The sequence below is a fragment of the Oceanobacillus sp. NCCP-135 genome, from assembly GCF_059698015.1.
In genome coordinates, this window is the sequence record NZ_BAAKSZ010000001.1 from 272,631 (window position 1) to 287,482 (window position 14,852).

General features: G+C 35.2%; 11 protein-coding genes. All 11 read left to right on the forward strand.

Going from position 1 to position 14,852, the window contains the following annotated elements:
- Positions 1–88 precede the first annotated feature (88 nt).
- The 11 genes from AC6HVZ_RS01290 to sigE all read left to right on the forward strand — a co-directional run bounded on the left by AC6HVZ_RS01290 (position 89) and on the right by sigE (position 14,749).
- Entirely contained in the window at positions 89–2,026 is a 1,938-nt protein-coding gene (locus AC6HVZ_RS01290) for a stage V sporulation protein D (RefSeq protein ID WP_497556314.1), read from the forward strand.
- Between the two features lie 116 nt (positions 2,027–2,142).
- On the forward strand, positions 2,143–3,618 hold the full coding sequence (locus AC6HVZ_RS01295) for a UDP-N-acetylmuramoyl-L-alanyl-D-glutamate--2,6-diaminopimelate ligase (RefSeq protein WP_497556315.1): 1,476 nt from the start codon (positions 2,143–2,145) through the stop codon (positions 3,616–3,618).
- 2 nt (positions 3,619–3,620) lie between these two features.
- Positions 3,621–4,991 carry a UDP-N-acetylmuramoyl-tripeptide--D-alanyl-D-alanine ligase gene (locus AC6HVZ_RS01300; protein ID WP_497556316.1) on the forward strand — a complete coding sequence of 457 codons (1,371 nt, stop codon included), beginning with the start codon at positions 3,621–3,623 and terminating at the stop codon, positions 4,989–4,991.
- A 35-nt stretch (positions 4,992–5,026) separates the two neighbouring features.
- Positions 5,027–6,013: a phospho-N-acetylmuramoyl-pentapeptide-transferase gene (mraY, locus tag AC6HVZ_RS01305; protein ID WP_497556317.1), complete on the forward strand. Its 987-nt coding sequence runs from the start codon at positions 5,027–5,029 to the stop codon at positions 6,011–6,013.
- Positions 6,010–7,359, forward strand: coding sequence for a UDP-N-acetylmuramoyl-L-alanine--D-glutamate ligase (gene murD, locus AC6HVZ_RS01310; RefSeq protein ID WP_497556318.1), 1,350 nt, complete (start codon positions 6,010–6,012; stop codon positions 7,357–7,359). The genes mraY and murD overlap by 4 nt, the downstream gene beginning before the upstream one ends.
- Before the next feature lie 102 nt (positions 7,360–7,461).
- A complete protein-coding gene (gene spoVE / locus AC6HVZ_RS01315; RefSeq protein ID WP_497556319.1) occupies positions 7,462–8,574 on the forward strand; it encodes a stage V sporulation protein E in 1,113 nt (370 codons plus the stop codon).
- 442 nt (positions 8,575–9,016) lie between these two features.
- Positions 9,017–9,844: a cell division protein FtsQ/DivIB gene (locus tag AC6HVZ_RS01320; RefSeq protein ID WP_497556320.1), complete on the forward strand. Its 828-nt coding sequence runs from the start codon at positions 9,017–9,019 to the stop codon at positions 9,842–9,844.
- A gap of 369 nt (positions 9,845–10,213) precedes the next feature.
- Positions 10,214–11,536, forward strand: a complete 1,323-nt coding sequence (ftsA, locus tag AC6HVZ_RS01325) for a cell division protein FtsA (RefSeq protein WP_497556321.1) — start codon at positions 10,214–10,216, stop codon at positions 11,534–11,536.
- A gap of 115 nt (positions 11,537–11,651) precedes the next feature.
- Complete coding sequence (gene ftsZ / locus AC6HVZ_RS01330) at positions 11,652–12,797, forward strand: cell division protein FtsZ (protein WP_497556322.1); 1,146 nt, start codon at positions 11,652–11,654, stop codon at positions 12,795–12,797.
- A gap of 294 nt (positions 12,798–13,091) precedes the next feature.
- Complete coding sequence (gene spoIIGA / locus AC6HVZ_RS01335; protein WP_497556323.1) at positions 13,092–14,012, forward strand: sigma-E processing peptidase SpoIIGA; 921 nt, start codon at positions 13,092–13,094, stop codon at positions 14,010–14,012.
- Positions 14,013–14,026: 14 nt separating this feature from the next.
- A complete protein-coding gene (sigE, locus tag AC6HVZ_RS01340) occupies positions 14,027–14,749 on the forward strand; it encodes an RNA polymerase sporulation sigma factor SigE (protein WP_497556324.1) in 723 nt (240 codons plus the stop codon).
- Positions 14,750–14,852: the final 103 nt, after the last annotated feature.

The following is a 14,852-nucleotide window of genomic DNA, read 5'->3' on the forward strand; positions in this document are numbered from 1 at the left end:
AAATAAAGCCAGATCCAAACAGTGTTCTATTCAGTTTTTATAACACATATAGTGGATATAAGCCTGCCTATCGAGAAGGGGATGGATTATGAAACGTGTATCTACTGTAACAGTTAGAAAACGAATCGTCACTGTTTTTCTTTTTGGTCTACTTATGTTTGCAATTATTGATATAAGATTAGGCTATGTGCAATTTGTTGTTGGAGAAAAATTAGTCGGACAAGCGAATGATTTGTGGACAAGAGATATTGTATTTGAACCAGAACGTGGAAATATATTAGATGCTAATGGTGAGATATTAGCCGAAAATGTAACTGCTCCATCCATTGTAGTGGTTCCAAGACAAATAGAAAATCCACAAAATACTGCTGAAAAATTAGCGAAAATCCTGGATGTATCTGTTGATAAGGTCTATGAGGATATTACAAAAGTTGCATCAAGTGTAAATATACGCCCAGAAGGTATTAAAATCTCCGCAGAACAGGAATCAGCAATAAGAACTTTGAATATGAATGGAGTATACCTAGCAAAGGATTCTAAACGACATTATCCTAACGGGAAAAATTTATCACATGTTTTAGGTTTTGCTGGAATTGATAATCAAGGTTTGATGGGGCTTGAGCTTTACTATGATAAAAAACTGAGTGGTGAAGCTGGTAGTCTTTCATTTTATTCTGATGCGAAAGGTCGAAGGCTGGACAGTCTTGCCGATGTGTATAGTCCTCCTGAAGATGGGTTGAATTTGAAAACAACGATTGACTCAAAAGTACAAACAATATTAGAGAGGGAAATGGATCTAGCTGTTTCAAAATACAATCCGGATGGAGCCCTTGCGATTGCTGTAGATCCTAAAACTGGTGGAATTCTTGGAATGACAACGAGACCCAATTTCAGTCCTGAAAATTATCAGGAAGTTAAATCATCAATTTTTGATCGTAATTTACCAATCTGGAGCACATATGAACCAGGATCAACCTTTAAAATAATTACATTAGCAGCAGCATTGGAGGAAAATATGGTTGATTTGGAAAATGATCATTTTCATGATGATGGCGATATTTCTGTAGGTGGTTCAGAACTGCATTGCTGGAAAAGTGGAGGACATGGACATCAAAGTTTCCTTGAAGTAGTACAAAATTCATGTAACCCTGGGTTTGTTGATTTAGGTCTAACCATTGGAAAGGAAAAATTATTTTCCTATATAAATGATTTTGGATTTGGTAAAAAAACCGGAATAGATTTACAAGGAGAAGGAAATGGAATACTATTTAAACCAGAAAATGTTGGACCAGTTGAATTGGCAACAACTGCTTTTGGTCAAGGTGTGTCCGTAACACCGATTCAACAGATTATGGCAGTTGCTGCCACTGTAAATGGAGGGTATTTATACGAACCTTTTATTGCCAAAGAATGGATTGATCCTAAGACAGAAAAAACTGTAGAAATGGTGGAGCCAAATTTAAAAAAGAGAGTTATTTCCGAGTCGACGTCTGAGGAGGTTCGAAGTGCCCTGGAAAGTGTTGTAGCCAAAGGCACAGGTAGACCTGCCTATGTGGATGGCTATAGGGTTGGTGGGAAGACAGGAACTGCCCAAAAGGTTGGCCCTGATGGAAGATATATGCAGAATAATTACGTTGTCTCGTTCATAGGCTTTGCCCCAGCTGATGATCCGGAAATTGTTGTTTATGTTGCGGTTGATAATCCTAAGAATACGGTTCAATTTGGGGGCGTTGTAGCTGCTCCAATTGTAGGAACAATTATTGGAGATAGCCTTAGTGCTCTAAATGTAGAACCAAGAACAGGCGGTTTGGATAAAGAATATATGTGGCCGGAACAACCAAAAATAGAAGTTCCTGATTTAATAGGTCTATCAAAAGGAGATTTATCTGAGTACATGACAAATCTGTCAATTGAAACAAATGGGTCGGGTGATTACATTATTGATCAGGCTCCAAAACCGGGAACTAAAGTGGAGCAAGGATCAAAAATGCGTATCTATTTATCTAATAAAAAATATCGTGAATAAGGAAAAAGTTTGTTATAATAAATAAGGTTTACTATAAGAGGGTGTAACTGCCCTCTAAAAAAATGATATTATACAGAATCAATGTGTGGGATAATAATAAAGATAGGGTGTTGTTCATGAAATTAAGTGAATTATTTTCCGACATACCAATCTATCAAACTACAACCGCTATATATAATATCGAAATAAATTCAATTGAAATGGATTCACATCAAGTTAAACTAGGAGCATTGTTTGTTTGTATTACAGGTTTCACTGTCGATGGGCATAATTATGTGGAACAGGCAGTTTCTAATGGTGCGGTTGCAATTGTTGCTGAGAAAAGCATTGAGACATCTGTGCCAGTGATAGTCGTAACAGATACTTCGAGAATTTTGGCTATGATTGCAGTAAAGTTTTATAATAATCCAACAGCTACCATCCCTTTAATAGGGGTTACAGGTACAAATGGTAAAACTACTGTAACTTATTTATTAGAAGCGATTTATAATAAATATCAAGTGAAAACAGGTATAATAGGAACAATACAAATGAAAATAGGTCAAACAACGTATCCTGTATCAAATACGACTCCAGATGCATTAAGCTTACAAAAATCATTTAGTTTAATGCGTGATCAAGGGGTAGAACAGGCGATTATGGAGGTCTCATCCCATGCTCTTGATTTAGGGAGAGTATATGGATGCGATTATGATATAGCAGTATTTACGAATCTTACACAGGACCATTTAGATTATCACAAGAATATTGATGATTATTTACGAGCAAAAAGTCTGTTGTTTGCTCAATTAGGGAATACCTATAATGCAAGAGATCAAAAGTTTGCTATTATTAATGGAGATGATCCATCAAGCGAATTGATTAAAAGAAGTACTGCCCAGCATGTTATAACATATGCTTGTAAAAACAAGGCACAGATAATGGCTAAGAATATAGAAATAGATGCTAATGGAACTTCTTTTGAATTAATAACTCCAGATGAAAACATCGTAATAAACAGCAAACTAATCGGAATGTTTAATGTGTATAATATGTTAGCTGCTAGCGCTGCAGCAATTGCTGGTAAAATCCCGTTAACTACCATAAAAACAGGATTGGAAAGCATAGCAGGAGTCAGTGGACGTTTTGAAGCCGTTACCCGAGATCAATCATTTGCCGTTATCGTGGATTATGCGCATACACCTGATTCATTGAAAAATGTATTACAAACAATTAAAGAGCTTGCTAAGGGTAAGATTTATGTGATCGTAGGTTGTGGCGGGGATCGGGATCGTTCGAAACGGCCGTTGATGGCAGCCATTGCATTAAGATATGCTGATCAAGCAATCTTTACTTCTGATAATCCGAGAGGAGAAAACCCAAACAGAATTTTGGATGATATGACTATAGGATTAGAGGACTTTAAAAATAAGTATGAAGTAATTTTAGATCGTAAGAAAGCAATTTATCAGGCCGTAAAACATGCTAATAAGGACGATGTTATTTTAATTGCTGGAAAAGGTCATGAGACATATCAGCAGATTGGAAATATGAAGTATGACTTTGATGACCGTTTAATTGCTAAAGAAGCGATCAAAGCTAAGGAGAAATGAAAATGTTATTCACTACAAAATGGTTATCCCGCTTTTTTACTGATTTTAGCGGAGATCAAGCAGATGAAATTATAATAGATGAAGTTATTACAGATAGTCGAGTAGAGTCAACAAATTCGTTGTTTGTCCCAATAATTGGGGATCACTTTGATGGGCACGATTATGTTAAACAAGCAATTGATAATGGGGCTGTAGCTGTATTATGGGATAAGGAAAAAGAATTACCTGGATTTCTTCTGCCCAAAGGCTTTCCTGTGTTTTTTGTGGATGATACCATTGCAGCATTACAAAAAATGGCTTCTAAATACAGAGATGTGATCAATCCAATTGTAATCGGAATTACAGGGTCGAATGGGAAAACGACAACAAAGGATTTAGTGGCTGCTTTAGTTCAGTCTACCTATCGTACACATTATACAGATGGGAACTTTAATAATCATATAGGGTTGCCATTAACCATCTTAGCCATGAAAAGAGATACGGAGGCCTTGGTACTGGAAATGGGTATGAGCGACTTTGGTGAAATTGATTTATTATCGAAAATCGCTAAACCGGATTATGCAATTATTACCAATATTGGCGAATCTCACATTGAATATTTGGGTTCTCGTAAAGGTATTTCAATGGCTAAGTTAGAAATAATGAATAGCTTAAAAGATGATGGTTATGTAATAATTGATGGTGATGAAGACTTATTGAAACATATTCATAAGCAAAAAAATGTCATTACATGCGGTTTTACCGAAAATAATGATAGAGTGATTAAAAATGTAGAAATAAACTTGGATCACACCAATTTTGAACTAGCTAATGATACAGTTTACTCAGTTCCATTACTTGGTAAGCATCATGCACTAAATGCTACTTACGCAATCACACTCAGTAAGTGTCTAGGAATCAATCAAGAAAAGTGTAAAGAAGCGTTACAGTCATTAAAATTGACTTCAATGCGTTTTGAGATGATAAAAGGGCCAAATGGTGTTTCTATTATTAATGATGCTTATAATGCCTCACCGACATCAATGAAGGCAGCAATTGAAGTTGTGAAGCAAATGGAAGGTTTTACTGATAAAGTTCTCATACTAGGTGATGTTTTAGAGTTGGGAGAACATTCAGAGGAACTGCACAGGTCTGTTGCGGAAGTAATCGATGAACCAATTAATGTATTGTTAACATATGGTAAAGATGTCGAGGTTATTACAATGAATGTTAAACACCATAAATCATATATTCGTTGTAATCATTTCACTTCAAAAGAAGAACTGATCAATGCAATCCAAGATTATTTAAAAGAAGATTCCTTATTATTGTTTAAGGCTTCAAGAGGCCTACAATTTGAATTATTAATCAAGGAAATTATGCATACATCATAATATGATGGACGGTCACTGTACAAGGAGGAAAACAAGTGAATATATCTGTATTATTAATAACAATAGCAATAGCATTTCTGATTACCGTCCTTTTATCTCCAATTTTTATTCCATTTTTAAGACGTTTAAAGTTTGGACAAAGTATTAGAGAAGAAGGTCCGAAGTCTCATTTGAAAAAAACCGGTACACCTACAATGGGCGGTTTGATGATTGTTTTTAGTATTATAATTACTTCGCTAATTATGGCTAGTAAGACCGGTTCAGAGGGGATTGGTTATGAACTATGGTTATTACTTTTTGTGTTAGCTGGGTATGGATTTTTAGGTTTTTTGGATGATTTTATTAAAGTGGTAATGAAACGAAATCTAGGTTTAACTTCGAAACAAAAAATGCTTGGGCAAATTGTGATAGCTCTACTATTTTATTTTATTTTACGCAGTCAGGATTTTCCGACATACATTCAGCTACCAGGAACTAATATACAATGGGAACTTGGATGGGGTTATGCGCTACTAATCATATTTATGCTTGTTGGTGCATCCAATGCAGTCAACTTAACAGATGGCTTGGATGGGTTATTGGCGGGAACAGCAGCAATTGCCTTTGGTGCTTTTGGAATATTGGCATGGTATGGCATTCCTCAACATGAAGTTACAATCTTCGTCTTAGCAGTAGTTGGTGCATTATTAGGTTTTCTTGTATTTAATGCACATCCTGCAAAGGTATTTATGGGAGATACCGGTTCATTGGCTTTAGGTGGTGCAATTGCTGCAGTAGCTATTTTAACAAAGCTTGAAATTATTCTGGTGATTGTTGGGGGAGTATTTGTCATAGAAACACTCTCTGTCATCATACAAGTAATCTCTTTTAAAACAACAGGTAAAAGGATATTTAAAATGAGCCCATTACATCATCATTATGAATTACTGGGCTGGTCTGAGTGGCGTGTAGTTACAAGCTTCTGGCTAATTGGACTTATTTTTGCTGCCCTAGGCATTTATATTGAGGTGAGCTTAAGTTGAATAAACTAATGGATTTTCCTTATACTCATGTACTTGTGCTTGGACTTGCGAAGAGTGGAACAGCTGCAGCTCATTTACTATTAGCTAATGAAAAAAAAGTGCGTGTTAATGACAGGAATACAAAAGAAAACGATGATATTGTTACAGAATTAAAGGCGATGGGTGCAGAAGTTATTGTGGGGATCCATCCTGTTTCTGTTTTAGATGATATTGAAATTATTGTTAAAAATCCAGGTATCCCTTATGATAATTTAATTCTTCAAGAAGCAGTGAAAAGAGATATTCCAATTGTTACCGAGATCGAGTTGGCAGGCCAGCTGGTGGCAGGTTCAATTATCGGAATCACTGGATCTAATGGGAAAACAACTACTACAACACTTACCACTGAGATGATGAAAAAGAGCAATCTTCCGGTTAAAGTTGCGGGCAATATTGGATTGGTGGCAACAGAAGTAGCACAGACATTAGCAGAGAATGAAAGTATGGTGCTTGAATTATCTTCTTTCCAACTTTTAGGGATAGATACATTTAAGCCTAAAATTGCAGTATTACTCAATATATTCGAAGCACATTTGGATTACCATAAAACGATGGAAAACTACAAAGAAGCAAAGTTTAATCTATTTAAAAATCAAACGGAGGATGACTATCTAGTATATAATGCAGATGATTTAATCATCGTTGACGCAGTTCAAAAAGCAAGGTCTAAAAAAATCCCGTTTTCAGTTCGTAAACGGTTGGAAACAGGGATATGGGCAAATGAGGAAAGTATCTTCTATCAGGACGAGAAGGTCATTGAACGAAAAGATATTGTTTTAGTTGGTGAACATAATTTAGAAAATATCCTTGCATCGATTGCAGCTGCAAAGCTTTGTGGTGCTAGCAATGAAGGGATATATAAAGTATTAACCACTTTTACAGGTGTCAAACACCGATTGCAATTTGTTGATAGTATCAACGGTCGCCAATTTTATAATGATTCCAAGGCTACAAACATACTTGCAACACAGAAGGCTTTATCATCATTTAACCAATCAACCATTTTATTAGCCGGCGGTCTTGATAGGGGGAGTAAATTTATCGATTTATTACCATTTTTAAAAAATGTAAAAGCGATGATTCTGTTTGGAGAAACAAAAGAGAATTTGAAAGGAATTGCCGAAGAAGCAAACATCGAAACAATCATTTTAACGCAGGATGTTGAAGAAGCGGTTGCTGAGGCTTATTCTGTTTCAAAAGCTAATGATGTGATTTTATTATCGCCTGCGTGTGCCAGCTGGGATCAATACCGCACTTTTGAAGAAAGAGGTGACATGTTTATTCAAGCCGTGCATAAACTATTGTAGGGGGCTTGTCTTAAACAGTTACGATTAGAGGTTGTTCACACACTATTAAATGTACATGATAATACGCCCCTGTTCCTAAATTTAAGGAAAAGGGGTGTTTTTTTGTTTCGAAAATTAACAAATGGACAAAGTAAACCAGATTATCTGCTATTAGGTGTGATTATCAGTCTTCTTATTATTGGGATTATAATGGTTTACAGTTCGTCCTATGTCTGGGCCAATTATAAATACGCAGATTCGTTTTATTATCTAAAAAGGCAATTACTGTTTGCGGGAGCTGGAGTTGCAACAATGTTTTTTGTAATGTTTATTCCTTATAACACATGGAAAAAATATGCAAAAATTATGCTGCTTAGTTGTTTTATTCTATTATTTCTAGTACTCATTCCAGGAGTTGGAATGGTTCGAGGTGGAGCACAGAGCTGGATTGGAGTAGGGGCTTTTAGTGTTCAGCCATCCGAATTTATGAAACTGGGCTTAATTATTTTTTTATCAGCTTATTTAGCTGCAAATCAGAAGTATATAACTTCTTTTAAAAAGGGTTTTTTTCCATCAATTATCTTAATTTTTACTGCATTTGGACTAATCATGCTTCAGCCTGATTTAGGTACAGGAATGGTGCTTGTATTAACAAGTATGGTTATGATTTTCGTTGCCGGAGCTAGATTAACACACTTTTTTGGATTGGCCGTCCTAGGATTGGCTGGATTAGTGTTTCTAATCATTTCTGCACCATATCGAATTAGTCGAATCACAGCTTTTTTAAATCCATGGGAAGATCCGCTTGGGGATGGATTTCAAATCATTCAATCATTATATGCAATCGGACCTGGAGGGTTAATGGGGCTTGGACTTGGAGAAAGTCTGCAAAAGTATTTTTATTTGCCTGAACCGCAAAATGATTTTATTTTTGCGATTATCGGTGAAGAACTCGGATTTATTGGCGGAAGTCTTATTATCGGATTATTTCTTTTGTTATTTTGGCGTGGAATAAAAATATCATTAGAAGCACCTGATCAGTTTGGAAGATTTTTAGCATTGGGAATAGTAATGATGCTAGCAATTCAAGTAATGATCAATATAAGTGTAGTAATCGGCTTAATACCAGTGACAGGAATTACGCTTCCGTTTTTAAGTTATGGTGGATCTTCATTAACATTAGCCCTTTGTTCAGTTGGTATATTGTTAAATGTTAGTATATATTCTAAAATTTAACGGGAATTCAACTGCTTTTTTTGGAAGAAAGTATATCCCATATTTCTTTTTGTATGCGTGCGTAAGAAGTACTTCGAAGCAAACTGTAGATTGCAGACGAAAAAATATTTTTCGTCTAAACGCAGGTATCACTTAAGAGGCTTGCAATCCAGCGTATAAGGGCTACAAAAATGCAAAATACATTTTCGATAATCCTATAATGAATGTCAATTTTACTTAAAAGATAAGAAACCATAAAAAAATCCACTTACCATAGTGTTTTACACTGTGGTATTTTTAAATTGGAAAGTTTTTATATGCTAGATTGTATCAAAAACTTGATAAACTATGCAATGTATACTATATGTTCAGTAGCATTATGTGATATAATTCATGTAACATGAATGAATGGTATCTATATGCTTATTTATTCTGTAAATTTGTAATAAAGGAAGAAATGGAGATGAGCAAAAAGAAGATTGTTTCAATTGAGGATCGAATCCCAAAGTTGAAACAAGCACGTAAAAAAAAGGCAAATCGTCGTTTGATATTTTATCTTTCTATTTTCTTCTTTTTAATATCTATTATTGTCTATCTGCAATCACCTTTAAGTCATGTAAAAACGATTACTGTTAAAGGGAATGTGTACTTTGCGGATGAAGAAATTATTGATCAAAGTAAAATGACAACAAAATCAAACATTTGGACCATTAATGAGGATAATATTGAAAATGAAATCAGTAAAAATCCAATCGTAGAATCTGTAGAGGTTAATCGAAAGCTGCCTTGGACCGTTGAAATCGAAGTTAACGAATATAAACGAGTAGGATATATTGAGAAAGATGGTACTTATTATCCTATCCTGGGAAATGGTAAAGTGATGGATACTGTCGGTCAACAAATATTTAATGGCGATGCCCCATTGATTGCTGAATTTACAGACGAAGCTTATTTACATAAGATGACCAGTGAGCTTCAGCAGTTACCAATGAATATATTAAACTTAATTTCCGAGATTTATTGGAAACCAACAGATGCCAATAAAAATAAAGTCTTACTTTATATGAATGATGGCTTTATGGTTGATGGTACAATAAGAAATTTTGCTGAGAAAATGCAAGTCTATCCATCAGTTGTTTCCCAGTTAGAAAAGGGAAGTAAAGGGATTATCCATATTGGTGTTGGGGCTTATTTTGAGTCCTTCCTTACATCTGAAACTGAAGATGAAGATGAAGACATTGAAAATAGGACAGAAATGGAATCACAAACAGAGTCGAATGATGTAGAGTAAACTATATCCTTATTAATTATAGAAGGAAAGTCATATATTTAGTGTTTTTTACGAATTCTATAATAGGAGTATGTAATTAAATTTTTTTAAAAAAATAAAGGGAATCGATTATTTTTGTGGAATTACCTATATATATTTTCTTTTTATATTAATTCCTTTAAAATATAGGAATATTAGAGTGCGTGTTTATAAAGAAGGGTAAAAAGGATCAAGAAATTCGAGGCGGCGTAGCTTTGATCATCGTAACGTATGCAATTCATACGTGAAGAGCGAAGAAGCAAGCCAACGAAGAAATTCACTGTATCATTTTTACCGGATTTTTTAAACATCCTCTTATATTTTAACATTAGAAATAGTAAATAGGAGATCATGTCTAATAAATTTTTAGACACTTGTATTAGGAGGTGCCTTTCTTTGAACAGTGAAATACTAGTAAGCCTTGATGTTGGTACAACAAAAATTAAAGTAATTATCGGAGAAGTTTTAAATGATTCATTAAACATAATTGGCGTCGGCACTGCAAAATCCAATGGGATGAAAAAAGGTGCCATTGTTGATATTGATCAGACCGTACAATCTATTAGAAATGCTGTTGAACAAGCAGAGCGAATGGTAGGTATGCAGATTGAGAGTGTTGTGGTGGGAGTAAACGGAAGCCACATTCAATTGCAACCTTGTCATGGCGTTGTAGCAGTGCAGAGTGAAAATCGTGAAATTAGTGATGATGATATTACCAGAGTGATTGAAGGTGCACAAGTTGTTTCCGTCCCTCCTGAACGTGAAATAGTTGACGTTATTCCAAAACAATTCATAGTTGACGGGTTGAGTGAAATAACTGACCCGCGGGGTATGATTGGTGTACGCCTGGAAATGGAAGGAACCATTATCACATGTTCAAAAACAGTTTTACATAATACTTTAAAATGTGTGGAACGTGCTAATCTTCAGGTTACAGATATTTGTCTGCAACCTTTAGCCGCAGGAGCTGTTGCACTATCAAAAGATGAAAAGAATATGGGTGTAGCTCTGATTGATGTGGGTGGTGGTTGTTCAACAGTTTCCATTTTTGAAAATGATCATCTCGTTTCTACAAGTGTTGTTAGTCTTGGTGGTGATAATATTACAAAGGATTTATCGATCGGACTTAGAACTTCAACCGAAGAAGCAGAAGATGTTAAATTGAACTATGGTCATGCTTTTTATGATGATGCCCAGGAAGATGAAACATTTGATGTGTCTATTATTGGAAGTAATACGAAACAAACCTATAATCAGCTTCAAATATCTGATATGATTGAAGCTAGAATGGAAGAAATTTATGCTTTTGCCCAAAGAGAAATTAGAAGAATGGGTTACCATGAATTACCTGGAGGGTACGTATTAACAGGTGGAACGATGGCGATGCCAGGTGTTCTAGAACTGGCTGAAGATTTATTCCGTTCAAATGTTCGTGTAGCTATTCCCGATTACATAGGTGTAAGAGAATCACAATTTACTGCAGGTGTAGGGATCTTGCAATTTGCCTATCGTAATGCGAAAATCCAAGGTAAAGAATTATTTCCTTCTGTTATTGCCAATGCGCAGGAACAGAAGCCCAAACGAAATCAAAAGCAACCAAAATCAAATGAGAACAAAGAAAAAAAGAAAAAAGACTCTGGATTTGCTAATTTGTTTAAATATTTCTTTGATTAACTAAGTCTTCCTATGAAATTTCATTTCAAATAGATAAGGTATGTTACTTTTGACCATCTACTTATAAATTAGCTTCTAGAATTCTTGTAATTTTGCATATTAGGAGGAACGATATATGTTAGAGTTTGATACAAATATGGAGGAATTGGCAACAATTAAAGTTATCGGTGTTGGTGGTGGTGGTAATAACGCTGTAAATAGAATGATCGAACACGGTGTTGAAGGTGTTGAATTCATTGCTGTTAATACAGATGCACAAGCATTGAATTTATCAAAAGCTGAAGTTAAAATACAAATTGGCGGCAAACTTACACGCGGGTTAGGTGCAGGTGCTAATCCGGAAGTAGGTAAGAAAGCAGCTGAGGAAAGTAAAGATCAGCTCCAGGAAGTATTGCAAGGGGCAGACATGATTTTTGTTACAGCAGGAATGGGTGGGGGAACAGGTACTGGTGCAGCTCCTGTTATTGCTCAAATCGCTAAAGATTTAGGGGCTCTTACAGTCGGCGTTGTTACAAGACCATTCACTTTTGAGGGAAGAAGACGTTCTACACAAGCTATTTCTGGTATTGAAGCATTAAAAAATAGTGTGGATACATTAATTGTTATACCTAATGATCGCCTGCTTGAAATTGTCGATAAAAATACCCCGATGCTGGAAGCATTCCGTGAAGCAGATAATGTCCTGCGACAAGGTGTACAAGGTATATCTGACTTAATTGCAAAACCAGGTTTGATTAATGTGGACTTTGCAGACGTAAAAACAATCATGTTTGACAAGGGGTCCGCATTAATGGGAATTGGTGTCGCAACAGGCGAAACTCGCGCTACTGAAGCTGCGAAAAAGGCAATTTCTTCTCCTTTACTGGAAACTTCTATTGATGGAGCTCATGGTATTTTAATGAATATTACAGGTGGAACAAACCTTAGCTTGTATGAAGTTCAAGAGGCAGCTGATTTGGTAACATCTGCAGCAGATAGCGAAGTAAATGTTATATTTGGTTCTGTTATAAATGAGAACCTGAATGATGAAATAATTGTAACGGTAATTGCTACGGGATTTGATGAATCTATTAAAAAAACAGAAAATCAACCGAAACAACGTCCATTAATTAATCATAATCAGCATGCAGCAACAAGAACAACGGATGATGTTCAAAGAGAACCAGTACAACCACAACAACAGCGTCCGAAGCAAGAGGAAGATGAGCTAGATATTCCTACTTTCCTAAGAAATCGTAATCGTAATCGTAATCGGCGGTAATGAGGAGTCAACAGTCAACTACCCTTAAGGGATAGTGATTTTACGCCCGATTCTATAAAAATAGTAAGCAAACGAGTAGCCTTAATACCTCGTTTGCTTTTTTTATTTGAAACCTACTGCACATACTTCTTTATTTTTCTCACGACAAACTCCCCGATAACTAGTTAAAATTAGCCCCATTATACATACAAGAAGTGACAGACTTTGCTCATGCCCTTCGATATACTTTTAGGAAACCTATTAATTATTAAACGTAATACTTTGATATGACGGTTATTGGAGAGGAAGAGTAAGTTGACTATTTATCTTGATGCTGTCTGGACATTAAATTTTTTTCTGGATATGATGCTGTTAATGCTTACACAAGCTTTGGCAAGAGACAGTACAAGAAAAATCAGAATCGTTTTTGGTGCATTTATAGCATCGCTGTTAGTTCCGATTTCTATCTATTTCCCTGATTCCTTAATTACTAGTACAGTCGGAAAATTCATTTACTCGATCATTATAATTATTTGTGCTTTTGGTTTTATGAATATATACCGAATAATGAAATTGCTGTTAATGTTTTATTTCACAACATTTGCTATAGGGGGTGGACTAATAGCAATACATTTTCTATTTCAAAATCCAATTGGTCTAACTGCAAATGGTTTACTCACATTTAACAGTGGTTATGGCGACCCGGTCAGTTGGATTTTTCTATGTATCGGTTTTCCTCTAGTTTGGATTTTTACGAAGACCCGTATGGACAAGCATGCGGCTGAGAAGATTCGCTATGATCAACAATATCCAGTTACTATCAAGTTAAAAAATAAGAGTTATTCAACTACTGGATATATCGATAGTGGTAATCAATTGGTAGATCCTTTAACAAAAAAACCTGTCATTATTTGTGATGAGTCATTTTTAAAACAATGGTTTTCTGAAAGTGAGTGGAAGTTATTAAAGGATGCAAACGATCAGCTTAATTTTGAAAAGATCCCAAGAGGCTGGGAGAAGCACATTCATATTATACCGTATCAGGGGGTACAGGGAAGTGGAATGTTTTTAATTGGAATTAAGCCAGAAAAATTAGTTGTGCACTACGATGGGCAAAAAATAATGACAAATAAAATACTGATCGGTATCCAGTTTGCTGACTTAACAAAGGATCAAAGCTATCATTGTTTGCTGCAACCACAAATATTAAAATTAGCAGTTGTTAACTCTGCATAAAGGAGAGAGACATGTTGGTAAAATCATGGAAATTGCGCTTTCAATTAAACTGGTATAAATTTTTAATGAAAATAGGAGTTAAATCCGATGAAATATACTATATTGGCGGGAGTGAAGCACTACCACCGCCATTGTCTAAACAAGAAGAACAGGAATTATTAATCTTATTACCAAAAGGTGATAAAGCTGCTCGTGCTGTCCTAATTGAACGCAATTTACGTTTAGTTGTATATATTGCACGTAAATTTGAAAATACTGGTATAAATATTGAGGATTTAATAAGTATTGGTACAATTGGTCTTATAAAAGCAGTAAATACTTTTAATCCGGAAAAGAAGATAAAGCTAGCTACATATGCATCAAGATGTATTGAAAATGAAATTTTAATGTATTTACGCAGAAATAATAAATTAAAATCGGAAATTTCTTTTGATGAACCTTTAAATATTGATTGGGATGGAAATGAATTACTTTTATCAGATGTACTAGGTACTGAAGAAGATATTATAACAAAAAATCTAGAATCAAATGTCGATAAAAGTTTATTGAAAAGTGCACTTTCGCAATTGAGTGATCGCGAAAAACAAATTATGGAACTACGCTTTGGATTGATAGGGGAAGAGGAAAAAACGCAAAAGGATGTTGCTGATATGTTAGGTATTTCACAATCTTATATTTCACGATTAGAGAAAAAGATAATTAGACGGTTAAAAAAAGAATTTAATAAAATGGTTTAGCCTTGATAGAAGAAGAATCAATGTGATTTAGTGAATTTTTAGGCAGGATAAGCTTGCATAAAAATCCTCTCATGCGGAGATACTGTCCATGAACAGCATCGCC

What these genes read in the sequence shown, in the direction of transcription:
- ftsZ (WP_497556322.1), top strand. Translation starts at nt 11,652, where the DNA reads ATGTTAGAGTTTGATACAAATATGGAGGAATTGGCAACAATTAAAGTT.
- AC6HVZ_RS01290 (WP_497556314.1), top strand. Translation starts at nt 89, where the DNA reads ATGAAACGTGTATCTACTGTAACAGTTAGAAAACGAATCGTCACTGTT.
- AC6HVZ_RS01295 (WP_497556315.1), top strand. Translation starts at nt 2,143, where the DNA reads ATGAAATTAAGTGAATTATTTTCCGACATACCAATCTATCAAACTACA.
- AC6HVZ_RS01320 (WP_497556320.1), top strand. Translation starts at nt 9,017, where the DNA reads ATGAGCAAAAAGAAGATTGTTTCAATTGAGGATCGAATCCCAAAGTTG.
- AC6HVZ_RS01300 (WP_497556316.1), top strand. Translation starts at nt 3,621, where the DNA reads ATGTTATTCACTACAAAATGGTTATCCCGCTTTTTTACTGATTTTAGC.
- ftsA (WP_497556321.1), top strand. Translation starts at nt 10,214, where the DNA reads ATGTCTAATAAATTTTTAGACACTTGTATTAGGAGGTGCCTTTCTTTG.